At 62.4% G+C, this 22387-nt stretch carries 20 protein-coding genes; 5 read left to right on the top strand and 15 right to left on the bottom strand.

Features of this window, described 5'->3' with window-relative positions:
• Positions 1 to 53 precede the first annotated feature (53 nt).
• The 5 genes from purT to FH041_RS22460 all read right to left on the bottom strand — a co-directional run bounded on the left by purT (position 54) and on the right by FH041_RS22460 (position 3211).
• Entirely contained in the window at positions 54 to 1235 is a 1182-nt protein-coding gene (gene purT / locus FH041_RS22480; RefSeq protein ID WP_028686921.1) for a formate-dependent phosphoribosylglycinamide formyltransferase, read from the bottom strand.
• Between the two features lie 76 nt (positions 1236 to 1311).
• Positions 1312 to 1779, bottom strand: coding sequence for a VUT family protein (locus FH041_RS22475; RefSeq protein WP_023533643.1), 468 nt, complete (start codon positions 1777 to 1779; stop codon positions 1312 to 1314).
• A 67-nt stretch (positions 1780 to 1846) separates the two neighbouring features.
• Positions 1847 to 2032 (bottom strand): DUF1289 domain-containing protein, encoded by a 186-nt coding sequence (locus tag FH041_RS22470; protein WP_371920335.1) that lies wholly within the window; start codon positions 2030 to 2032, stop codon positions 1847 to 1849.
• Between the two features lies 1 nt (position 2033).
• Positions 2034 to 2558 carry a gamma carbonic anhydrase family protein gene (locus FH041_RS22465; RefSeq protein WP_023533654.1) on the bottom strand — a complete coding sequence of 175 codons (525 nt, stop codon included), beginning with the start codon at positions 2556 to 2558 and terminating at the stop codon, positions 2034 to 2036.
• A complete protein-coding gene (locus tag FH041_RS22460; RefSeq protein ID WP_225806658.1) occupies positions 2555 to 3211 on the bottom strand; it encodes a CoA pyrophosphatase in 657 nt (218 codons plus the stop codon). Before FH041_RS22460 ends, FH041_RS22465 begins: the two co-directional genes overlap by 4 nt.
• Positions 3212 to 3325: 114 nt before the next feature.
• On the opposite strand from FH041_RS22460, the gene FH041_RS22455 reads away from it, so the two are divergent.
• From FH041_RS22455 to FH041_RS22445, 3 genes are all read left to right on the top strand, one after another.
• Positions 3326 to 3880, top strand: coding sequence for an NUDIX hydrolase (locus FH041_RS22455; RefSeq protein ID WP_028686922.1), 555 nt, complete (start codon positions 3326 to 3328; stop codon positions 3878 to 3880).
• An 82-nt stretch (positions 3881 to 3962) separates the two neighbouring features.
• The gene (locus tag FH041_RS22450) at positions 3963 to 4517 is read left to right on the top strand and encodes a murein L,D-transpeptidase family protein (protein ID WP_023533642.1); all 555 of its coding nucleotides are present in this window, start codon (positions 3963 to 3965) and stop codon (positions 4515 to 4517) included.
• 449 nt (positions 4518 to 4966) lie between these two features.
• Positions 4967 to 7027, top strand: a complete 2061-nt coding sequence (locus tag FH041_RS22445; protein ID WP_028686923.1) for a PhoX family phosphatase — start codon at positions 4967 to 4969, stop codon at positions 7025 to 7027.
• Between the two features lie 567 nt (positions 7028 to 7594).
• On the opposite strand, the gene FH041_RS22845 is transcribed toward FH041_RS22445, so the two are convergent.
• From FH041_RS22845 to purL, 4 genes are all read right to left on the bottom strand, one after another.
• Complete coding sequence (locus tag FH041_RS22845; RefSeq protein WP_168199547.1) at positions 7595 to 7750, bottom strand: hypothetical protein; 156 nt, start codon at positions 7748 to 7750, stop codon at positions 7595 to 7597.
• Between the two features lie 1689 nt (positions 7751 to 9439).
• Complete coding sequence (locus FH041_RS23085; RefSeq protein ID WP_257225216.1) at positions 9440 to 9565, bottom strand: hypothetical protein; 126 nt, start codon at positions 9563 to 9565, stop codon at positions 9440 to 9442.
• A gap of 413 nt (positions 9566 to 9978) precedes the next feature.
• Complete coding sequence (locus FH041_RS22430; protein ID WP_027913812.1) at positions 9979 to 10290, bottom strand: NGG1p interacting factor 3 protein, NIF3; 312 nt, start codon at positions 10288 to 10290, stop codon at positions 9979 to 9981.
• Between the two features lie 3 nt (positions 10291 to 10293).
• Positions 10294 to 14193: a phosphoribosylformylglycinamidine synthase gene (gene purL, locus FH041_RS22425; protein ID WP_027913811.1), complete on the bottom strand. Its 3900-nt coding sequence runs from the start codon at positions 14191 to 14193 to the stop codon at positions 10294 to 10296.
• A gap of 354 nt (positions 14194 to 14547) precedes the next feature.
• Here purL and mltF point away from each other — a divergent pair, with 354 nt between their 5' ends.
• Positions 14548 to 16005, top strand: a complete 1458-nt coding sequence (gene mltF / locus FH041_RS22420) for a membrane-bound lytic murein transglycosylase MltF (protein WP_028687083.1) — start codon at positions 14548 to 14550, stop codon at positions 16003 to 16005.
• Between the two features lie 9 nt (positions 16006 to 16014).
• Here mltF and tadA read toward each other — a convergent pair whose 3' ends face one another.
• The 6 genes from tadA to FH041_RS22390 form a co-directional block, all read right to left on the bottom strand.
• Complete coding sequence (gene tadA, locus FH041_RS22415) at positions 16015 to 16494, bottom strand: tRNA adenosine(34) deaminase TadA (RefSeq protein WP_023533384.1); 480 nt, start codon at positions 16492 to 16494, stop codon at positions 16015 to 16017.
• The gene (locus FH041_RS22410) at positions 16494 to 17876 is read right to left on the bottom strand and encodes a multicopper oxidase family protein (RefSeq protein WP_028687082.1); all 1383 of its coding nucleotides are present in this window, start codon (positions 17874 to 17876) and stop codon (positions 16494 to 16496) included. Before FH041_RS22410 ends, tadA begins: the two co-directional genes overlap by 1 nt.
• A 154-nt stretch (positions 17877 to 18030) precedes the next feature.
• Positions 18031 to 19464, bottom strand: coding sequence for a M48 family metallopeptidase (locus tag FH041_RS22405; RefSeq protein ID WP_033736824.1), 1434 nt, complete (start codon positions 19462 to 19464; stop codon positions 18031 to 18033).
• Positions 19461 to 20138 carry a hypothetical protein gene (locus FH041_RS22400; protein WP_028687081.1) on the bottom strand — a complete coding sequence of 226 codons (678 nt, stop codon included), beginning with the start codon at positions 20136 to 20138 and terminating at the stop codon, positions 19461 to 19463. The genes FH041_RS22405 and FH041_RS22400 overlap by 4 nt, the downstream gene beginning before the upstream one ends.
• Positions 20131 to 20790, bottom strand: a complete 660-nt coding sequence (locus FH041_RS22395) for a hypothetical protein (RefSeq protein ID WP_027913806.1) — start codon at positions 20788 to 20790, stop codon at positions 20131 to 20133. The genes FH041_RS22400 and FH041_RS22395 overlap by 8 nt, the downstream gene beginning before the upstream one ends.
• A gap of 16 nt (positions 20791 to 20806) precedes the next feature.
• A complete protein-coding gene (locus FH041_RS22390; protein ID WP_028687080.1) occupies positions 20807 to 21241 on the bottom strand; it encodes a hypothetical protein in 435 nt (144 codons plus the stop codon).
• Between the two features lie 176 nt (positions 21242 to 21417).
• Between FH041_RS22390 and FH041_RS22385 the strand changes: the two genes are divergently transcribed.
• On the top strand, positions 21418 to 22365 hold the full coding sequence (locus FH041_RS22385) for an AraC family transcriptional regulator (protein ID WP_027913804.1): 948 nt from the start codon (positions 21418 to 21420) through the stop codon (positions 22363 to 22365).
• The last annotated feature ends 22 nt before the right edge of the window (positions 22366 to 22387 follow it).

Here is a 22387-nt window from a genome sequence, read left to right as displayed (position 1 = left end):
GGGTGGCCTCATAGCAGGAGCGTTGGGGCCGCCTGAGCGGCCCCAACGGCCTATCAGAACTCTACTTGCACGGCCTGGGCCGCACGGGTCGCCTTGGCGCGCGCCGCTTCGATGGATTCGTCACGGGCCAGGCAAACACCCATGCGACGAGTGCCGCTGATCTCAGGCTTGCCAAACAGGCGGATCGCGGTATCCGGCTCGCTCAGCGCAGCGCCGAGATTGGTGAAGGCGGTCTGCTTCGAGTGCCCCTGCGGAAGGATGACAGCCGAAGCACTTGGACCGAACTGGCGCACTACCGGAATCGGCAACCCGAGAATGGCGCGGGCATGCAGGGCAAACTGCGACAGGTCCTGGGAGATCAGGGTGACGAGGCCGGTGTCGTGCGGGCGTGGCGACACCTCGCTGAACCAGACCTGATCGCCCTTGACGAACAGCTCGACACCGAACAGCCCTCGCCCGCCCAGGGCATCGGTGACCGCCTTGGCAACCCGCTGCGACTCGGCCAGCGCCTTGGGGGTCATGGCCTGCGGCTGCCAGGACTCCTGGTAGTCGCCTTTTTCCTGACGGTGCCCAACCGGCTCGAGGAAGGTGGTGCCCCCGACATGACGCACGGTCAGCAGGGTGATCTCGTAATCGAAATCGATGAAGCCTTCGACGATCACCCGCCCCTTGCCGGCGCGCCCACCTTCCTGTGCGTAGGCCCAGGCGCTCTGCAGGTCGGCATCGCTGCGCAGAAGGCTCTGCCCCTTGCCGGACGAGCTCATCACAGGCTTGACCACGCAGGGGTAGCCGACATCGGCGACAGCCACCGCATAGTCTTCGTAGGTGTCGGCAAAGTGGTAGGGCGAGGTGGGCAGGTCCAGTTCTTCGGCAGCCAGACGACGAATGCCTTCACGGTTCATGGTCAGTTGCGTGGCGCGTGCAGTGGGCACCACGTTGAAGCCTTCGTTTTCCAGCTCCACCAGCGTGGCGGTGGCGATGGCTTCGATTTCCGGCACGATGTAATGCGGCTTCTCGGCCTCGATGACAGCGCGCAGCGCCACCCCATCGAGCATGTTGACCACGTGGCTGCGGTGGGCCACCTGCATGGCCGGCGCGTCGGCGTAACGGTCGACGGCGATCACTTCCACACCCAGGCGCTGGAGCTCGATCACCACTTCCTTACCCAACTCGCCACAGCCACAGAGCAGTACACGGGTCGCGGTCGGCGACAGGGGGGTTCCGATACGGGTCATTTCAGGTCCTCGAAGGCATCCGGGGCCGCGCCTGACTCGGCACCACCCGCTGAAAAAGGACCGCTATTCTACACCATCAGCCCGCCACGGCAGCCCGTCGGGCGCGAAATGCCATGGCCAGCCAGACGGCCGTGACGCCGGCGAACTTCGACGCCATGGCGGTACCGATGACCATGGGTGTGAGCGCACCGATCATGCCGAAGAAGATGAACGTATCGACCGGGATGCTCAAGGCCGAGCTCAACCACAGCCGGTCGCGCAGCGGGCGTCGGGTGACGCTGAAGACCAGCCAGTCGATCAGCTCGGAGACGAAGAACGCCGTGGCGCTGGCCAGGGCGATAGCGGGTTCGGAGGTGACGTAGGACAGCACCAGGGCCGCCAGCATGGCCACCAGTGCCCCATGCCCGAAGCGGGTCTGCACCATGTCGCGCAGGATGAAGACCAGGCCACCCCAGGCGGACCAGATGACGTCCAGGTGCGGGGCGCTGGAGAAGGCGTAGTTGATCAGCACGACACTGCTGATATAGGCAATCAGAAAGAGCATGGCGGGTAGTCTTTGGGCAAGCGGCACAGATTACCGTCGCCCGCCCTGGGAGGCAACCGCAGGACCGCTAGAGCACCAGCCCGGCTTCGGTAGCGCGCTCGTGGCAGCGCCTGAGCACCCCACGCCGCTCGTCGTTGCTCATCCGGCCCCACTGGCCGATCTCTGCAACGCTGCGCTGGCAGCCGGTACAGATATCCTGCTCATCCAGGGCACAGATATTGACGCACGGGGACGCCACGGGGCGCTCGCTCACCTCACTCATCGTCGGGCACCAGTTCCTTTGCGTAGCGCTGGGCGTTATGGACATAGTGCGCTGCGCTGGCCTCGAGCATGCGTTTCTGTTGCTCGGTCAGCTCGCGCACCACCTTGCCGGGCGAGCCCATGACCAGAGAGCCATCGGGAATTTCCTTGCCCTCGGCAATCAGGGCATTGGCGCCGATGATGCAGTGCTTGCCAATACGCGCACCATTGAGCACGACGGCGTTGATGCCAATCAGGCTGTAGTCGCCCACCGTGCAGCCATGAAGCATGGCGTTATGCCCAACGGTCACACCTTTACCCAGGGTCAGGGGCGAGCCCATGTCGGTATGCATCACGGTGCCGTCCTGCACGTTGCTACCTTCACCGATGTCGATCAGCTCGTTGTCGCCACGCAGCACAGCGCCGAACCAGACGCTGGCATGGGCCTGGAGACGGACATTGCCGATGAGCGTGGCGTTGGGCGCAGCCCAGCTGGTGGGATGAGTCTCGACCCGCAGGTCGCCCAGGCGATATTTCATGGTTGCTCCTCAGGCTGGGGTGCAGATGGCAGGGTGGGCCCTGCTCGTTTGTCGGTAGGACGTACAGGGGGATGGTGCAGGGAGATTCCGGCGTCGAACAACAGGTTGACCAGTTCGACGATCATGATTGCCGACAGCCCCCAGATCTTGTATTCGCCGTAGCGGTAACTGGGCACATACCAGCTGCGGCCCTGGTAATCGATGCGGTGGGTATGGTCACGTGGGTCCTGGCGAAAGAACTCCAGCGGAACAGTGAACACCGCCGCGATCTCGGCATCGTTGGGGCGGTATTCGACGAAGTCGGGAATGACGCCGACGTACGGCGTTACCTTGAGGCCATGCAGAGATATCAGGGGGCTGAGCGGGCCAAGCACCTCTACCAACCCCGGCGGCAGGCCAATTTCTTCTTCAGCCTCGCGCAGGGCGGTGAAGACCAGGTCCGGGTCTTCGGGATCGCGCCGGCCACCCGGGAATGCGACTTCGCCACCGTGGGTCGAAAGCCCCTTGGCACGCAGGGTCAGCACGAGCTCAGGTACTTCGCTGCGGGTAATGGGCAAGAGTACCGCCGCTTCCGGGAACCGCCGATCCGATTCCAGGGTTGCAGGTTGGTGGTTGCTCATTCGGCGAAGTAGCTCGTCCAGCATCGCGCTCACTCGTATCCAAGGCCTGCCCTGCATGATGCACGAAAGCCGTCAGCCACCCAACCCCTGCTGCTTGCGGCGACCGACCCGCCGCGCCAAGATAGGCCACGACAAAAGGAAGCCTCCATGAATTTCTGCAGTGCGTGCGGTCAGCCGGTCATCGAGCAGATCCCCCAGGGCGACACACGGTTGCGGTACGTCTGCCCCGCGTGCCACACCATCCACTACCAGAACCCCAACGTGGTGGCCGGTGTACTGCCTACCCATGGCAGCCGAGTGCTGCTGTGCCGCCGCGCCATCGAGCCGCGCCGTGGTTTCTGGACATTGCCAGCCGGCTTCATGGAAAACGGCGAGACGCTCGACCAGGCCGCCCGTCGCGAGACCATCGAAGAAGCCTGCGCGCGTGTAGGCTCGATGACGCTGTACCAGCTGTTCGATTTGCCGCACATCAACCAGGTGCATGTCTTCTTTCGCGCCGAGCTGGCGGACCTTGAGTTTGCCGTCGGGGTCGAGAGCCTGGAAGTAAGGCTGTTCGAGGAGCATGAGATCCCCTGGGATGCCCTGGCTTTCCGGACCGTGGCGCGGACATTAGAATGCTACTATCGCGACCGAATCGAGCAGCAGTTCCCCATAGGCCATGAATACCTGCCGCCGATGAACGTGTCGCCCACACCCCGTTAGGGTTTACGAAATGCCGCCCGGTGATGATTACCGCCGCGGGCCTTTCGCGAAGCCCGGCACAGAGCCTTCAGGATATTGCTACATGCGCTGGTTGCTTGCCCTCCTCTGCCTTGGCGTTGCCTCGATGTCCCAGGCGGCCTACACCGAAACCATCATCCGCAAACCGGTCTCGGCGGTGCAGACGGGCTCGCCTGCGCAACCGGCCGTGCAGCCTCAGGTCGACAAGGTACTGGTCATCAAGTCCGAGCGTCGCCTGCAACTGATCAGCCGCGGCGAGCCAATCAAGACCTACCGCATTTCCCTGGGCAAGCAACCGAAGGGCCCCAAGCAGCGCGAAGGCGACAAGAAAACCCCGGAAGGCTTCTACTGGCTGGACTGGCGCAAGCAGAGCGAGCGCTTCAACCTGGCCATGCACATCGACTACCCCAACGTCAGCGATGCGGCCCGGGCCAGCCAGGCAGGCGTGAAGGCCGGCAGCATGATCATGATCCACGGCACGCCGATCAATGACGAATACCCCGAGTGGTATTTCCATACGCTGGACTGGACAGACGGCTGTATCGCCATGCGTAACCGCGACATGCAAGAAGTCTGGAGCCTGGTGCGCGATGGCACGATGATCGAGATTCGGCCCTGATTTAGCGCAATTCATCTGTTTTTGCAGGAAAGACCCCACCTATTTGCTGGAACCTGCCTGACAGTGTCTTAGGCACGGGACGGCATCCAAGTGAATGCAGCGGCTTAAAGCATCCACGCAATCGGGTACGAGGCCCGTACCGCATCGCATGCCGTGCATGGGCGTTGCCCAGATCAACGCGCTGCTCTAGGTCACCACCGAAGGCTGCCCAGGGCTGAAACGCGGTGGATCCTGGGCTGATCCGCACCAGTAGGCATAACCGCTCTGAGCAGTGGGCATCGAGCCTGGGCGCCAGGCGCCACTTAGCAACCTTGGGACGGCGCCCTTCTCCGAGGCTCCTGCCAGATACACCACAGGGTTGCAACGTCCGTTCATGGTTCTGCAAACGAAATATCACAATTGCCCACTAGAGTGCGGTCTGGATCAATTCTGCAACCCAAGGACATGTGATGAGTCGTGATACCGGCGACAACCTGGACCGAAACCCCGGCACCAACACGGCCATGGCCACTGTCATGGACATTTACCTGAGCCGACGCAGTGTGATGCGCGGCGGTCTGGCCGCCGCCGTCACCTTGATCGCCGGCACCGGCTTGGGCGGTTGTGTCAATGGGGCTGAGATTCGCAGGCCTGCCGGCCCTGGTGTGTCGGCCAGCGGTAACGCTGCCAGGTCAGGGCTGACGCTGGGCTTCGACTCGATCCCCGGGTCACGCACCGATGCGTGCACCATTGCCAAGGGCTATCGTGCACGCGTCCTGGCCCCCTGGGGAACACCACTCAACCGGAAAGCCGCGCCCTGGAAGCCTGACGGCAGCAATACCGCTGTCGACCAGGCCAACGCCATGGGCATGCACCATGACGGCATGCATTTCTTCCCCATCGATGGCAGCTCGGATGATGGCCTGTTGGCCATTAACTTCGAGTACATCGACCCTGCAGCTTTGCACCCGGCCGGCCCCACCAGGGCAGCTAACGGCAAGCGGCCGGCAGAAGAAGTTCGCAAGGAAATCAACGCACATGGCGCTGGCGTGGTACGCCTGCGCAACGTGCATGGCCACTGGCAGGTGGTGGAGAACGATCCACTGAACCGGCGTTTCACCACCGCCTCGCCCATGCACATCAGCGGCCCGCTGCGCGGCACCGCTCATGTCAAGACCCCATACTCCACTGCCGGCACCCACTGCCGTGGCACCAACAACAACTGTGGCAATGGCTACACGCCTTGGGGCACCTACCTCACCTGCGAAGAGAACTGGCCAGGCATTTTCGTCAACCACGGTACGTGCCCGGAGGATCAGCGCCGCTTGGGCGTGGCCACCTCCAGCAGCCAGTACCAGTGGGAAAGCGCCGCGGGTGATAGCGGTGAAGACGCTGGCGAGTTTGCCAGATTCGATGTAACGGCCAAAGGCACCAGTGCACTGGAGGATTACCGCAACGAAGCCAGCACTTACGGCTACATCGTCGAAATCGACCCGTATGACCGCACCACCCTGGCCACCAAGCGCACGGCGCTGGGTCGCTTTCGTCACGAAGGCTGTGCACCGGGCGTGCCAGTCGCTGGCAAGCCTCTGGTCTGGTACATGGGTGACGATTCGAACAACGAGTACCTTTACAAGTGGGTGTCGCAGGCACCGTGGGACCCCGCCGACGCTCAGGCTGCCAACCGCCTGGCCACAGGGGCCAAGTACCTCGACCACGGCACGCTGTACGTGGCTCGCTTCGAGGCCGATGGCACGGGGGTATGGTTACCGCTGGACGTGCTTACCCCTACCACCGGGGGTGGCACGCTGGGTGCACGCTTTGGTGACCTGCCGGGCATCTTGCTCAATACCCGTGGCGCTGCCGACGCCGTGGGCGCTACGCCGATGGATCGGCCGGAGTGGACCACTGTCAATCCGCTCAACGGCGATGTGTACCTCACACTGACCAATAACAGTACGCGCACGCCGGACAAGGTCGACGCGGTCAATCCACGCGGGCCCAACCGTCATGGCCATATCATTCGCTGGCATGACAGCGACGATCACCTGCGCTTGACCTGGGACATCTTCGTGTTTGGCGCCAATGCGGGCGGTGGGGCCGAGATCAACCGTTCTGGACTGACGGAACTCAACCAGTTCGCCAGCCCTGACGGGATGCGATTCGATAGTCGCGGGGTGCTGTGGTTCGAGACGGACAACAGTGAGTCGACGGTCAGTGACTACACCAACGACCAGCTGTTGGCGGTGATTCCAGGTCTGCTGGTGGATGCGGCGGGGCGGCAGGTGCCGGTCAATGGGCAGAACCAAGGGGGGTTGCGGCGGTTTTTCGTGGGGCCCAACGGGTGTGAGGTGACGGGGATTGCGTTTACGCCGGATAACAGGACGTTGTTTGTCAATATTCAGCATCCGGGGAATTGGCCAGTTTCGGAGGATGCTACCGAGGGGGCTGTTGGGGGGAAGCGGGTTAGGCCGCGGTCTTCCACGGTGGTGATTCAGCGGGAGGATGGGGGGGAGATTGGGACGGTTTGATTGGGTTCTGGGGGACTACGTAGGTTATTCAACCTTAAGTTTCAAGTTCCAGATTCTATAGTCCATGTTTTATGTGAGATAGGAATTTTGGCGGGGGCGCTTGTATCGATTAGATATTCAGTGGCGGGGGTGGCGCACAGTCACCTTTCCGCCCTTACGGCGGCTCACTTTTTGTCTTGTCAAAAAGTAAGCAAAAACCGCCTGCTCCTATCATCCGGCCCCTCCGCTACGGGCTTGCTCCCGGGAGGACCGCGCTGCAGGCCCCATCCTGGGGCCCAGCGCTTGACGGGCATCCATGCCCGTCACCTCCCTCCGCAAGCCCTGCGCTCGGCCTCCTGAAGTCGCGATCTGCGGCGCCTGAACTACCGTGCGCTTAGAAGCAACAGCAACAGCAACAGCAACAGCAACAGCAACAGCAACAGCAACAGCAACAGCAACAGCAACAGCAACAGCAGGCTGTAAACTTGATGTAGTTATTTAATGCGCGTGCATCATTTAAATATTACTCGATATCCATGTGAGAGCGGTCCATCGCGGCGCAAGGCCGCTCCTACAGGACATGTATAACTATGTGCGGCGCTCGATCTTGATCTTGATCTTGATCTTGATCTTGATCTTGATCTTGATCTTGATCTTGATCTTGATCTTGATCTTGATCTTGCTTTTGATCTTCGCGACTTCAGAAGGCCGAACGCAGGTCTTGCGGAGGGAGGTGACAGGCATGGATGCCTGTCAAGCGCTGGGCCCCAGGATGGGGCCTACAGCGCGGTCCTCCAGGGAGCAAGACCGGAGTGAGGGAACCCCGAAGCGCAGCGTAGGGGCCGTATGAACGGAGCGCAGCCTTTTTTGGTTACTTTTTGTGGCGTTTGACAAAAAGTAACTCGCCGTAAGGGCGAAAAGGTGATTAAGCGTCGCCATCGCAAATGGACTATGCGCTCTATCAATACCCACACCAACCCAATCAAACTTCAACTTCAACTTCAACTTCAACTTCAAACTTCAAACTTCAAACTTCAAAGCATTGGCACATATATCGAGTTGGTATTCATTGGCGCGGGTGGCGCACAGTCACCCTTCCGCCCTTACGGCGGCTCACTTTTTGTCTTGTCAAAAAGTAAGCAAAAACCGCCTGCTCCTATCATCCGGCCCCTACGCTACGCTCCGGGGTTCCCTCGCTCCGGGCTTGCTCCCGGGAGGACCGCGCTGCAGGCCCCATCCTGGGGCCCAGCGCTTGACGGGCATCCATGCCCGTCACCTCCCTCCGCAAGCCCTGCGCTCGGCCTCCTGAAGTCGCGATCTGCGGCGCCTGAACTACCGTGCGCTTAGAAGCAACAGCAACAGCAACAGCAACAGCAACAGCAGGCTGTAAACTTAATGTAGTTATTTAATGTGCGTGCATCATTTAAATATTACTCGATATCCATGTGAGAGCGGTCCATCGCGGCGCAAGGCCGCTCCTACAGGACATGTATAACTATGTGCGGCGCTCGATCTTGATCTTGATCTTGATCTTGATCTTGCTTTTGATCTTGCTTTTGATCTTCGCGACTTCAGAAGGCCGAACGCAGGTCTTGCGGAGGGAGGTGACAGGCATGGATGCCTGTCAAGCGCTGGGCCCCAGGATGGGGCCTACAGCGCGGTCCTCCCGGGAGCAAGACCGGAGTGAGGGAACCCCGAAGCGCAGCGTAGGGGCCGTATGAACGGAGCGCAGCCTTTTTTGGGTACTTTTTGTGGCGTTTGACAAAAAGTAACTCGCCGTAAGGGCGAAAAGGTGATTAAGCGTCGCCATCGCAAATGGACTATGCGCTCTATCAATACCCACACCAACCCAATCAAACTTCAACTTCAACTTCAACTTCAAACTTCAAACTTCAAACTTCAAACTTCAAACTTCAAACTTCAAACTTCAAACTTCAAACTTCAAACTTCAAAGCATTGGCACATATATCGAGTTGGTATTCATTGGCGCGGGTGGCGCACAGTCACCCTTCCGCCCTTACGGCGGCTCACTTTTTGTCTTGTCAAAAAGTAAGCAAAAACCGCCTGCTCCTATCATCCGGCCCCTACGCTACGCTCCGGGGTTCCCTCGCTCCGGGCTTGCTCCCGGGAGGACCGCGCTGCAGGCCCCATCCTGGGGCCCAGCGCTTGACGGGCATCCATGCCCGTCACCTCCCTCCGCAAGCCCTGCGCTCGGCCTCCTGAAGTCGCGATCTGCGGCGCCTGAACTACCGTGCGCTTAGAAGCAACAGCAACAGCAACAGCAACAGCAACAGCAACAGCAACAGCAACAGCAACAGCAGGCTGTAAACTTAATGTAGTTATTTAATGCGCGTGCATCATTTAAATATTACTCGATATCCATGTGAGAGCGGTCCATCGCGGCGCAAGGCCGCTCCTACAGGACATGTATAACTATGTGCGGCGCTCGATCTTGATCTTGATCTTGATCTTGATCTTGATCTTGATCTTGATCTTGATCTTGATCTTCGCGACTTCAGAAGGCCGAACGCAGGTCTTGCGGAGGGAGGTGACAGGCATGGATGCCTGTCAAGCGCTGGGCCCCAGGATGGGGCCTACAGCGCGGTCCTCCCGGGAGCAAGACCGGAGTGAGGGAACCCCGAAGCGCAGCGTAGGGGCCGTATGAATGGAGCGCAGCGTTTTTTGGTTACTTTTTGTCGCGTTTGACAAAAAGTGACTCGCCGTAAGGGCGAAAAGGTGATTAAGCGTCGCCATCGCAAATGGACTAAACACTTTATCACCACCCACACCTAAGCATTCAAGTTCTAAACATATAACTCCGAACTTAGAACTTAGAACTTAGAACTTAGAACTTAGAACTTAGAACTTAGAACTTAGAACTTCCACATCATCAGGCAGGATATCGAAACCCATCAAAACTCCCGACCCAACCTGTAAGAGGCTAACTCACCCCTCACCCACCACGACGAGCATTAAAAGTCCACCAACCGATAAACCTCATAGGCCGGCGTCTCATACGGATGACTCTGCTTGAGCGCAGCAACAACCTGACGAATCAGGTCATCGCCCACCACAAGCTCCACCCTCCACTCCTCCACCACCTCGACCTGACCCGCCCGCCCAAGAAACGGCGAACTGCCGTCCAATGGACGAAACTGGCCCTGGCCCAAGGTCTGCCAAGCACAGTGGTCATAATCACCCATGTGCCCACCACCTGCGGCGAACACAGCAGCCTTGACCACCTCCACATGGCTGGCAGGGACGAAGAAGGCGAGCTTGTACACGCCTTAGTTCACCCACACCCGCGCATTGCGGAACATACGCATCAGCGCCGCATCTTCCTGCCACTCATCCGGGCGCCACGAGTTCTGCACGGCACGGAACACACGCTCCGGGTGCGGCATCATGATGGTCACGCGGCCGTCGCGGCTGGTGAGCCCCGTGATACCGCGTGGCGAGCCGTTGGGATTGGCCGGGTAGGCCTCGGTGACCTTGCCGTGGTTGTCCACGTAACGCAGCGCCACGCAACCGGACACATCGGCCTCCAGCAAGGCCTCTTCACTGGCGAACTCGGCATGGCCCTCGCCGTGGGCGATGGCGATCGGCATGCGCGAGCCGGCCATGCCCTGCAGGAAGATCGAGTTGGACTTCTGCACCTCGACCATGGCCACCCGCGCCTCGAACTGCTCGGAGCGGTTACGCACGAAGTGCGGCCAGTACTCGGTGCCCGGAATCAGCTCGTGCAGGTTGGACATCATCTGGCAACCGTTGCACACCCCCAGGGCGAAGCTGTCGTTACGCTCGAAGAACGCCTGGAAGGCATCACGCGCACGGCTGTTGAACAGGGCCGACTTGGCCCAGCCCTCGCCTGCACCCAACACGTCGCCGTAGGAGAAGCCGCCACAGGCGACCAAGCCCTTGAAGGCCTCGAAGTCCACGCGACCAGCAAGGATGTCGCTCATGTGCACGTCGATGGCCGCGAAACCGGCACGGTCGAAGGCAGCCGCCATTTCGACCTGGCCGTTGACGCCCTGCTCACGCAGGATGGCCACTTGCGGGCGCACGCCTTTCTTGATGTAGGGCGCGGCGATGTCGTCGTTGACATCAAAGCCCAACTTGACCGACAGCCCTGGGTTGTCTTCTTCGAGCAGCAGGTCGAATTCCTGATCCGCGCAATCGGCGTTGTCGCGCAGGCGCTGGATCTGGTAGCTGGTCTCAGCCCACTGGCGCTGAAGCATGCGGCGGTCGTCATCGAACAGCACTTCGCCGTTCAGGCTGATGGAGACTTCGGCGTTGTTGACCGGCTTGCCGATCACCGCCACGCACTGCTCACCCAAGCCAGCGGCGCTGAACTGGACCAGTACGTCCGGGGTAGCGTCCTGACGCACCTGAATGACCGCGCCCAGCTCTTCGTTGAACAGGATGGCCGGGATGTCGGCCTTGCTGTCGGTCAGCGGATCGAGGTGCAAGTCCAGACCGCAGTGACCCGCGAAGGCCATTTCCAGCACGGTGGCGAAGAGGCCGCCGTCGGAGCGGTCATGGTAGGCCAGCAGGTGGCCGTCGGCATTCAGGCCCTGGATGACGGCGAAGAACGCCTTGAGGTCTTCGGCATCGTCCACATCCGGCGCCTGGGCACCGAGCTTGCCGTAGGTCTGCGCCAGGATCGACGCGCCCATGCGGTTCTTGCCACGGCCCAGGTCGATCAGGATCAGGTCCGTCTCGCCCTTGTCCATGCGCAATTGCGGGGTCAGGGTGCCGCGGATGTCGGTAACCGGCGCAAAGCCGCTGACGATCAGCGACATCGGCGAGGTCACGCTCTTGTCCACGCCGTCCTCGCTCCACTTGGTTTTCATCGACATGGAGTCTTTGCCGACCGGAATCGTCAGGCCCAGCTCTGGGCACAGCTCCATGCCCACAGCCTTGACGGTGTCGTACAAGCGGGCGTCTTCGCCCGGGTGGCCGGCGGCCGACATCCAGTTGGCCGACAGCTTGATGTCGGACAGTTTGTCGATACGCGCGCCGGCCATGTTGGTCAGGACCTCGCCGATGGCCATGCGCCCGGAAGCCGGGGCATCGAGCAGGGCCAGCGGGGTACGCTCGCCCATGGCCATGGCTTCACCGGTGTACACGTCGAAGCTGGTGGCGGTGACGGCACAGTCAGCCACCGGCACCTGCCAGGGGCCGACCATCTGGTCGCGCGCCACAAGGCCGGTGATGGTGCGGTCGCCAATGGTGATCAGGAAGCTCTTGCTGGCAACGGCCGGGTGGTTCAGCACGCGCTGCGCAGCGCTGTCCAGGTCCAGGGTGCTCGGATCGAAGTCGTCGCCCAACTCGGCTTCGCGGCTGACCGAGCGGTGCATGCGCGGCGGTTTGCCGAGCAGCACGTCCAGCGGCATGTCGACCGGCGTGTTGCCAAAGTGGCTGTCGGTCACAGTCAGGTGCGGCTCGGCAGTCGCCTCGCCGACGACTGCGAACGGGCAGCGCTCGCGCTCGCAGATGGCCTGGAAGCGCTCGAAGTCCTCGGCGCTGACTGCCAGTACATAGCGTTCCTGGGATTCGTTGCTCCAGATTTCGTGCGGGGCCATGCCCGGCTCGTCATTGGGCACGTTGCGCAGCTCGAAGCGGCCACCGCGACCGCCGTCGTTCACCAGTTCAGGGAACGCATTGGAGATACCGCCCGCCCCCACGTCGTGGATGAAGGCGATGGGGTTGTGTTCACCCAACTGCCAGCAACGGTCGATGACCTCCTGGCAACGGCGCTCCATCTCGGGGTTTTCGCGCTGCACCGAGGCGAAGTCGAGGTCGGCCGAGCTGGCGCCGGTGGCCACCGACGAAGCGGCGCCGCCACCCAGGCCGATCAGCATGGCCGGACCGCCCAACACGATCAGCTTGGCACCGACGGTGATCTCGCCCTTCTGCACGTGATCTTCGCGGATGTTGCCCATGCCGCCGGCCAGCATGATCGGCTTGTGGTAACCGCGCACTTCTTCGCCGTGCGGGGTGTTGATGGACTGCTCGAAGGTACGGAAGTAGCCGGTCAGGGCCGGACGCCCGAACTCGTTGTTGAAGGCAGCGCCGCCCAGCGGGCCTTCGACCATGATGTCGAGGGCATCGACGATGCGGCCAGGCTTGCCGTAGTCCTGCTCCCAGGGCTGCTCGAAGCCTGGGATGCGCAGGTTGGACACGGTGAAGCCGGTGAGGCCGGCCTTGGGCTTGGCGCCACGGCCGGTGGCACCTTCGTCACGGATTTCGCCGCCAGAACCGGTCGATGCCCCGGAGAAGGGAGCGATGGCGGTCGGGTGGTTGTGGGTTTCCACCTTCATCAGAATGTGTACCGGCTCCTGCACCGCACCATACTGGCGGGTTTCAGGGTTCGGGTAGAAACGACCAGCAACGTTGCCGACGATGACCGAAGCGTTGTCCTTGTACGCCGACAGCACACCTTCGCTGTGCATCTGGTAGGTGTTCTTGATCATGCCGAACAGGCTCTTGTCCTGCGCCTGGCCGTCGATGTCCCAACTGGCGTTGAAGATCTTGTGGCGACAGTGCTCGGAGTTGGCCTGGGCGAACATCATCAGTTCGATGTCGTTGGGGTTGCGCTTGAGGCCCTGGAACGCGGTGACCAGGTAGTCCACCTCGTCCTCGGCCAATGCCAGGCCGAGGTCGATGTTGGCCTGGGCCAGAGCGTCGCGGCCACCGGCGAGGATGTCCACTGACGTCATGGGCCTTGGCTGGGCGTGGCTGAACATGTCGGCGGCCTGCTCAAGCTGGCCCAGCACGCGCTGGGTCATGCGGTCGTGCAACTGCGCCGACACCTGCTCGGCCTCGGCGTCGCTGAGGTCACCGGCAACGTAGTACGCAATGCCGCGCTCCAGGCGCTGGATCGACTGCAGGCCGCAGTTGTGGGCGATGTCGCTGGCCTTGCTGGCCCAGGGCGAAATGGTGCCCAGGCGCGGTACGACCAGGAACAGGCGACCGGCGGGCTCCTGCACCGGTACGCTCGGGCCGTACTTGAGCAGACGGCCCAGCACCTGCTGCTGGTCGGCGGTCAGCTCGCCGTCGGTATCGGCGAAGTGGGCAAATTCGGCATACAAACCAGTAACAGCGGGGACTTTCTGGCTCAGTTGCTCGAGTAACTTACCGTGGCGAAAGGCAGAAAGGGCAGGAGCGCCGCGCAGGATCAACATCGTCGGGACAGCCTCAGAAGGGGTGTGCTTGGAGGCCGTGCATTCTAGCCTAATTCGTTGGCTTGCGGCACCCGCTGTAGCGCATGGCTGCCGGGCGGCGGAACCGGACCGGCGGGTCAAAATTTCCGGGGGTTCTACCACTTGTCAGGGGCCGTGTTGGCAGCTCATCGGCAGCGCCTGCCCGGGCTGGCAAAAGGGGGGGCGATCGCTCTGATGCAGGGCCTGCACCCTGTACCAGACCATGAACGCAGCGCTGGACGGTGCGCACGAGTGACAAACCCCAGTAAGCGCTATCAGACAAGCTAGCCGTTGTCGAGATATGGCACGGCCAGTCCTTTGCGTATACTGCAACCTATGTTCACCCACACTGCTTTGCGCCAGCGTTGCGCCAGATGGCTTTTCGCAACCGGACTCTTTCTGCTGCTTGGTGGCTGCGTTGAAAAACCCAGTACCCTCGAGCGCGTGAAGGAGGACGGTGTGCTGCGCGTGATCACCCGCAACAGCCCGGCCACCTATTTCCAGGATCGCAACGGTGAGACCGGCTTCGAGTACGAACTGGTCAAGCATTTTGCCGATGACCTGGGCGTGAAGCTGGAAATCGAGACCGCCGACAACCTCGACGAACTGTTCGACGACCTTGGCAAGCCGTCCGGCCCGGTGCTGGCAGCCGCCGGCCTTGTCAGCAGCGAACGGCGCCAGGTCCAGGCGAAGTTTTCTCACCCCTACCTTGAGGTGACGCCTCAGGTCATCTACCGCAATGGCCGCTCGCGCCCGACCAGCGCCCAAGGCTTGGTCGGCAAGAAGATCATGGTGCTCAAGGGCAGCAGCCATGCCGATCAGCTGGCCGAGCTGAAAAAACAGTACCCGGGCCTGCAATACGAAGAGTCCGATGCCGTGGAGGTGGTCGACCTGCTGCGCATGGTCGACGAAGGGCAGATCGACCTTACCCTGGTCGACTCCAACGAACTGGCCATGAACCAGGTGTACTTCCCTAATGTGCGCGTGGCCTTCGACCTGGGCGAGTCTCGTGACCAGCGCTGGGCCGTCGCCGCAGGCGAGGACAACAGCCTGCTGAACGAGGTGAACGAATTCCTCGACAAGTCCCAGAAGAATGGCACCCTGCAGCGCCTGAAGGACCGCTATTACGGGCATGTCGACGTACTGGGCTATGTGGGCGCCTACACCTTCGCCCAGCACCTGCAGCAACGTTTGCCCAAGTACGAAAAGCATTTCAAGAGCTATGCCAAGGTCGAGCAGGTGGACTGGCGCCTGTTGGCCGCCATCGGCTACCAGGAATCCATGTGGCAGCCGGAGGTCACCTCCAAGACCGGCGTGCGTGGCTTGATGATGCTGACCCAGCGCACCGCCCAGGCCATGGGGGTTTCCAACCGCCTGGACCCCAAGCAGAGCATCAAGGGTGGCGCCAAGTACTTCATGAAGATCAAGGCCGAGCTGGACGACAGCATCCAGGAGCCCGACCGCACCTGGTTCGCGCTGGCCGCCTACAACGTCGGCAGCGGCCACCTGGAAGATGCGCGCACCCTGGCCAAGCGCGAAAAGCTCAACCCCAACAAGTGGCTGGATGTGAAGAAGATGCTACCGCGCCTGGCGCAGAAGCAATGGTACCGCCAGACCAAGTACGGCTATGCACGGGGCGGCGAACCGGTGCACTTCGTCGCCAACATCCGCCGCTACTACGACATTCTCACCTGGGTTACCCAGCCTCAGCTCGAAGGCCAGGTGGCCGAGGGCGACCTGCATGTACCGGGTGTGAACAAGGCTAAACCGGCAGAGCAATCAGCGCCGTTGTAGCCGGTCACGTCACGGCTTGGCCCGGCGAGCCTTGAAGAAGTCACTGAGCACTTGCCCGCACGCTTCGGCCATCACGCCCCCCTCTACCAGCACACGGTGGTTCAGGAAGCCTTGCCCGAAGAACTGGCCCTGGCTCTGCACGATCCCGGCCTTGGGTTCCAGTGCGCCGAAGACCACGCGCATCACCCGCGAATGCACGATCAAGCCGGCGCACATGCTGCACGGCTCCAAGGTCACGTACAGCGTGCTACCCGGCAGGCGGTAGTTGCCGACCGCCCGCGCGGCGGCGCGGATCGCCACCATCTCGGCATGGGCGCTGGGGTCGCTGTCGGTGATCGGGCGGTTGAAGCCCTGGCCGATGACCTGGCCGTCCTGCACCAGCACAGCGCCCACCGGCACCTCGCCCAGCTGGGCGCCCTCGGCGGCCAACGCCAACGCCATGCGCATGTAGGTCTGGTCATGGCTGCGGTCGATGATCTGCGGTCGCATCAGACCACCGCGATCGCGGCCATCAGGCCGGTTTCCATGTGGTCGATGACGTGGCAGTGGAACATCCAGGTGCCCGGGTTATCGGCGACCAGCGCAACCTGGGCGCGCTCGTTCTTGCCCAGCAGGTAGGTGTCGGTGAACCACGGCTCCTTGATGTCATGCCGGTTGGAACCAATCACCTTGAAGCTCATGCCGTGCAAGTGGATGGGGTGCTGGTACTGGGTCATGTTCTTCAATTCGAAAATGTAGCTCTTGCCCTTGGTCAGCGTCGCGATCGGGCGATCGGCGCAGGTCTTGTCGGTGATGTCCCAGGCCTGACCGTTGATCTGCCACAGGCTCGGCGGCTTGCCCTGGTCGGTGCCGACCGACACCTTGCCTGCCCACTCGAAGTTGAAGTTGAGCTTTTCGGCGTTTTCCAGGTCCGGCTCGGCGATGGGGTTGGGCGGCAGCGCCGCTGGCCAGTCGCTGGGCGCATCCGGGTTGGCCACCGCGCGCAGGGTGCCCAGGCGCACGAAGCCATCGCGAAGGGAGATCTCTTCGCCGGCCTCGGGAATGCGGATCGCCAGGCAAATGCGCATGCCAGGCCCCAGCCAGTAGTCATCCTCCAATGGCCGGGGGGTGACGGGGTTGCCATCGAGCGCGTAGATCCGCGCTTCGCAGTTGCCCTTGAGGTTGATGCGGTACGTCCAGGTGTTGTCCAGGTTCAGCAGGCGCACGCGCACCACCTGCCCTGCCGGCAGCTCGGTCACGGCATCGGCTTGGCCGTTGATGGTGATCAGCCGCCCTGCCGTCCCATTGCGCGCCGCCTCGCGCGGGACGCTGAACGGCATCCAGCCCCCCTGCTCGTCCACATGCCAGGTCTTGAGGTTGAGCGTGCGCTCATGCTTGAAACCGGTGGGTTCGCGCTCCTCGACGATCAGCGGGCCCACCAGGCCCCGGCCCAGCTCTTCGGAGCTGCTGACATGGGGGTGGTACCAGTAGCTGCCGGCATCGGGCACCCGGAACTTGTAGTCGAAATACTCCCCTGGCTTGACTGGCAATTGCGACACATACGGCACGCCATCCATTTCCAGCGGCAAGCGGATGCCATGCCAGTGGATGGTGGTCTCGATCGGCAGGTGGTTGATGAAGCGCACGCGCAGCCAGGTACCCTGCCGCACGCGCAGCTCGGTCCCAGGGGCACTGGGCCCGAACGCCCAGGCTTGAGTCGTGTGTCCAGGGACCAGTTCGACGTCAAGGGGCGCTGCGATCAGCTCGTAGTCATGGCCGGCATTGTCATCTTCGACCTTGCCCAGCCAGTACCGCGCGGCGCCCCCCGCGCCCAGGCCAACCACAACCAGGCCGGTCAGGCCCTTGAGCATTTGTCGACGGGTGAAGGACATCGCAGCGGGTACCTCGTGTTCGGCACAAACAGTTCACCAGCAGGCGCTGATGAAGAAGGGCGAATACGATACACCTGCGAATGGGAAAGATTAAGTGAAGGATCAATCCGATGTGTCCTGGGCGCGCTCAATCGGCTTGAGCGCGCGCCCCCGTTCACAGTCGGCCGAACCAGTGGCGCTCCTCGACGCCCGGTGCCCGGGTAGCGGCGAACAGCAGCGCCGGGTCGGGCGCAACACCCAACGCCTGCAGGCGGGAAGCGGCTGCAGGGTGAGTGTCGAAGGGGTGCGCCATGGCGGCACCCAGCACCTCGTCGCCCACCTGCAGCGGGTGATGCTCAAGGTAGCCAGGCAGGGCTCGATCGATACCTTGTCCACCGCACGTCGCCAGCACCGTATCGACCGCAGGCTGCAGCGCAATGATGCGCAGCAAGGTCTGCGCAAACAGCCGTTGTCCGCCGACTGCAGCGCCTGCCTGGTCTGCCAGCAGCTCTTGCGACCGTCCCCAGTGCAGTACCGCACGCTGGAAATGGTGCAGGAACTGCCAGGCCATCCACAGCGTCGGGCGTTGCGTCCAGGGCGCGGGCTCGTCATCGCCCACCAGCGCCGAGAAATGGGCGCGCATCATGCTGAACTGTGCATTGGTCTGGCTGGCCCGTTCGGTATCCTGATGCCGGAAATGGCCCAGTTCGTGTCCAATGACCGCACCCGCTTCTGCCTGGCTGAGCATGCCCAGGTAAGGCAGCGGCAAGTACAGCGTGCGACCTGCCAGCGGCAAGCCTGCAGGCTGAAGCAGAATCGGCACGCTGGTGACAAAAAAGCCCTGATCGAGGCCAACCACGATGTTGTCGGGGACCGGTGCCTGAAGCTGCGCCGCCAGGCCCTCGACCCAGCGCCATACCCCCGTTGCACTGTCCCGATCAAGCGCCCTGCCCAGAAAGGACGTGCCCTGATCGAGTACAAGCGGCCAGCGTCGATGCAACCGCCTGGCCAGTTGCAGGCAGACCAGCACGCACGAAGCCAGCGGCAACACGATGAACAGCACCGTCAACCCACCCTCGGCCACCCGGCTGGTCGCAACGCTCAGCTCGTACAGCAAGGCAAGGCTCAATGCGGCAGCCAGCAAGCCCAGATGCAGTACCAGCCACTTGCCCAGGGCACGCCAACGCTGGGTCATGTGCTGCTGCAGGAACTCAGATGAGCGCAGCGCCCGCCAGGCGTCCAGTCTGAGCCTGAGCCACGCCCCTGCCGCAGTGAGCAGGGCCAGAACCGCCAGCAGGCCGCTCGTGACTGCCAGGACCTTGCGCAGAGACTGCCCGCCAAGGCCCGCCTCATAGCGGTCCACTTCACGCTGAAGCCGCTCACGTCGGTCTGCCTGGGGCAGGTATGGGTTACGCTCGGCCTTGGGCAGGGCCTGCAAGAGCGTGTCGCTTGGCGTATCCAGCCACTGGCGCATCACCTGAGCCTGCGCCTGTGCCACCTCGAGGCGCCAGAGTTGCACCTGGCTCCACCCCAGTACCAGCAGCGGCAACAGCAGCAGGGCCAAGCCCCAGCCCAGGCGCCTGAGCAGCCGTATGGCCCCGTTGCTCATGGCCCAGCCCGCCGCAGGGCATCACCCTGGCGAGCCACGGCCGGGAACAACTGTGCCAAGGTACGCCTGGCCTGTGCTGCCTGCAGGTAGGGGTAAAGCACGTCCACCAGTTCTGCCAGTGTGAGCCTGCGCCCGGTCAGGGTGAAGTTACACGCCCACACCTTGAGCCGCAGGCCACCGGCAATCAGCTGGGCATCAGGGGCTGCCAGCGCTTTGAAACTCGAGGCCTTGAGCACAGGTGCAGCACCGAACGCGGCAAGGCTGAACACCAGGTGCGTACTCAGCCGCCGTTGTTCGACATCGAAGCCCTCGAACGCTTCCCATGGTACAGGGGCCAAGGCGTTGGCGAAGCTGACCGTGTCACGGGTCACCGCCAGTGCGCACTGCCCATGGCGCTGATACAGCGCCCAGGCGCAAACCAGGGCCACCAGCCCGATGCCGGCCAGCCCTGCACCGAATGCCCATAGCAACACCACCACCGCGGTGGAGGTCTGCGGGCCGAAGACCATCGGCAAGCTCGCGAGCCAGCCACCGAGCCCAAGTGCCACCAGCCCGATGATTGCACACGCAAGTGCCTTGCCCAGCGAGTGCTCACGCAGCTCGAACGACTCATCAGGCCCGACGGCATGGACCTGCAGGTAGGCCAGGTCGTCATTGGCGCCGGAATTATCCATTGGCCTGCAGCAGCTCGAGCTGACGCTGAGCGTGGGCGGCATCGCAGTAGGCCGTCAGCACGGCCAGCACTTCTTCGTTGGACAGCTTGCGTCCGTTCTGCGCCAGCCCAGCCGACATGATACGGATCTGGGGGCGCGGCTTTTTCAGAACCATGGCCTGGTTACCGAAGAACTGCAGCCTCGCCACTCGGTGGGTAGGCAATGCAGCATCGCTGCTCATCTCCAGCGTCTGCATCATCACCAGCCCTTCATCCTTGACCGAGATGTCCTGCACTTGGGCCAGGTCCACCGGCGCGTCCAACGTGTCGACGAACAGTTGGCGGCGCGTCAGGCGCATGAACACCTGGGTACCGGCGTTGCGGTGCTGCCAGGTCACAACAGCGGCGATGAGCACGATGAAGGCGGTGGCCACGATCGGCCCGGTGCGCTGCATGCTGATGCCGATTCCGAACAGAATCAGGGCACCGACCAGCCATACAGGCCCCCACACGCGGTAACGGCGAGAGTTGGTGAATTCGCTCTGCTCCGGCACGCGCTCGATCACTTGCCGAAGCTCGGCAACCACGCGCTCGCGCTGGGCCGTGCGCGACTGGTCGTACTCGTTGCCCAGCGAGCCGGACAGGTCGGCCAGTGGATCGGTATGTTCGCTCATGATCGATGCCCCTCGATTATTTCTTGGCAGCCAGGTAATCGGTCAGGAACGCCTCGGCGTTGCCCTGATGCGACAAACCTTCCGAGTAACCGACCTGGCGCGGCTGCGCCTCGCCGGGCAGGTACAGCTCGCCCCCCCACATGCCCTGGATGATCAGCACGACGAATTTCTTGCCGTCGACGTCGGTCCAGTAGCGGGTATCCGTGGCGGTTTTCTCGACGTGCATTTTCTGGATGCGCATATCCCAGTCGTGATCGACGCCTTCCACCTGCACCAGCGCCTCGTTGGCCGCGCGATCGCCAATGCGCAGCGTCCACACCTTGGCCCCTTCAGTGCCCAGGTAGGCGACGACGTTCTTGGCCACGTCCGGGCGGTCCTCGGCCTGGGCTTGACCGATACACAGGGTGAGCGCGGCAACCAGCAAGGCAGCCCATTTCCGATAAGCGAACATGATTTTGTTTCCTGATCTGCAACAAAACGCGTATTGAAGGACTCAATAGCCAGGCTGCCAACCCAGTTGCCCGTTCATCACAACAAACAGCCGGTTGGTCACAACGACTATTGTCGAAAATGTGCGCGCGTTACCATTTCCGGTCGACGCTGCCCCCACCGAGAAACCGAGCCTGCATGCAATCGCTAACCCCCTACCTGGATACCGCCTTCTGTTTCGACAGCCCTGGCTCCCTGGCCCAGGCAGGCGTGCTGGATACGCGTGCCGCTCATGTGATGGGCAGTGCCACGGGGCACTATCGGGCACAGACCGTGCGCCAAGGCTTGCAGTACTTCGACTGCCACCTGCACTTTCCCGAGCCCCTGCGCATCGACAAGGTGCTGCCCGAGAGCCTGTGCATCGTGCAAGTGTTCGACGGCGCCTGGCAGCACAAGGTCGACGGCAGGCTGAACCAGTACGACACCGGTCGGCTGCACGTGCTTGGCCTGAGCGAGAGCCTCGAAGCCCAGGACCAGTTGCCGGTCGACAGCCATGCGCGCATGGCCGGCGTGCGCATTGCCGGTGACGCGTTGCGCGAACTGGCTCAGGACGATCCCCAGTTCCACCCACTGCTGGCCCTGCTGGCCGATGGCATGCAGTTCGACCAGTTGCCCCAGTCCCCCTCGCTGAGCCGCCTGTTCCAGCAGCTTTATCGCTCGCCCTACAGCGGGAGCTTGCGCCGCCTGCACTACGAAAGCCTGAGCCTGGGGATCGTGCTGGAGCTGGCCAGCCATCTGTCGAGCCAGGCCCCGACACCTGAGCTGCAGCAAGACCGTGGCCGCCGCGACCTGGCACTGGAAACGCGTCGGCTGCTGGACACCAGCCCCACTGCCCCGCCGTCCGTCGCCGCCCTGGCCAAACAGCTGAAAGTGAGCGAGACCACCCTGCGCCGGGCCTTCAGCCAGCAGTTTGGCTGTTCGATCCTGCAGTACATTCGCCAACAGCGCCTGGAGCTTGCACGCCTCCTGGTACTGGAACGCAAATGGCAAATCTCGCAGATCGCCTATCACATCGGCTATGCCAACCCGGCGAACTTCTGCCATGCCTACAAGGCCTATTTCGGCCACACCCCCGGCACGGAATAACCGGCGCTACTCACCGCGGCGT

The organism is Pseudomonas sp. SWI7 (genome assembly GCF_006351945.1).
GTDB classification, from domain to species: Bacteria; Pseudomonadota; Gammaproteobacteria; order Pseudomonadales; family Pseudomonadaceae; genus Aquipseudomonas; species Aquipseudomonas fulva.
Note: the sequence above shows the minus strand (reverse complement) of the source record. Positions and strands in the feature narration are given on the sequence as shown.

Coding starts and splice junctions, on each gene's coding strand:
- purT (WP_028686921.1), bottom strand. CDS start 1,235: ATGACCCGTATCGGAACCCCCCTGTCGCCGACCGCGACCCGTGTACTG.
- FH041_RS22405 (WP_033736824.1), bottom strand. CDS start 19,464: ATGAGCAACGGGGCCATACGGCTGCTCAGGCGCCTGGGCTGGGGCTTG.
- FH041_RS22400 (WP_028687081.1), bottom strand. CDS start 20,138: ATGGATAATTCCGGCGCCAATGACGACCTGGCCTACCTGCAGGTCCAT.
- FH041_RS22465 (WP_023533654.1), bottom strand. CDS start 2,558: ATGAAATATCGCCTGGGCGACCTGCGGGTCGAGACTCATCCCACCAGC.
- tadA (WP_023533384.1), bottom strand. CDS start 16,494: ATGCGACCGCAGATCATCGACCGCAGCCATGACCAGACCTACATGCGC.
- FH041_RS22410 (WP_028687082.1), bottom strand. CDS start 17,876: ATGTCCTTCACCCGTCGACAAATGCTCAAGGGCCTGACCGGCCTGGTT.
- FH041_RS22390 (WP_028687080.1), bottom strand. CDS start 21,241: ATGTTCGCTTATCGGAAATGGGCTGCCTTGCTGGTTGCCGCGCTCACC.
- FH041_RS22395 (WP_027913806.1), bottom strand. CDS start 20,790: ATGAGCGAACATACCGATCCACTGGCCGACCTGTCCGGCTCGCTGGGC.
- purL (WP_027913811.1), bottom strand. CDS start 14,193: ATGTTGATCCTGCGCGGCGCTCCTGCCCTTTCTGCCTTTCGCCACGGT.
- FH041_RS22455 (WP_028686922.1), top strand. CDS start 3,326: ATGAATTTCTGCAGTGCGTGCGGTCAGCCGGTCATCGAGCAGATCCCC.
- FH041_RS22385 (WP_027913804.1), top strand. CDS start 21,418: ATGCAATCGCTAACCCCCTACCTGGATACCGCCTTCTGTTTCGACAGC.
- FH041_RS22445 (WP_028686923.1), top strand. CDS start 4,967: ATGAGTCGTGATACCGGCGACAACCTGGACCGAAACCCCGGCACCAAC.
- FH041_RS22475 (WP_023533643.1), bottom strand. CDS start 1,779: ATGCTCTTTCTGATTGCCTATATCAGCAGTGTCGTGCTGATCAACTAC.
- FH041_RS22450 (WP_023533642.1), top strand. CDS start 3,963: ATGCGCTGGTTGCTTGCCCTCCTCTGCCTTGGCGTTGCCTCGATGTCC.
- FH041_RS22845 (WP_168199547.1), bottom strand. CDS start 7,750: ATGCCTGTCACCTCCCTCCGCAAGACCTGCGTTCGGCCTTCTGAAGTC.
- FH041_RS23085 (WP_257225216.1), bottom strand. CDS start 9,565: ATGCCTGTCACCTCCCTCCGCAAGACCTGCGTTCGGCCTTCTGAAGTC.
- mltF (WP_028687083.1), top strand. CDS start 14,548: ATGTTCACCCACACTGCTTTGCGCCAGCGTTGCGCCAGATGGCTTTTC.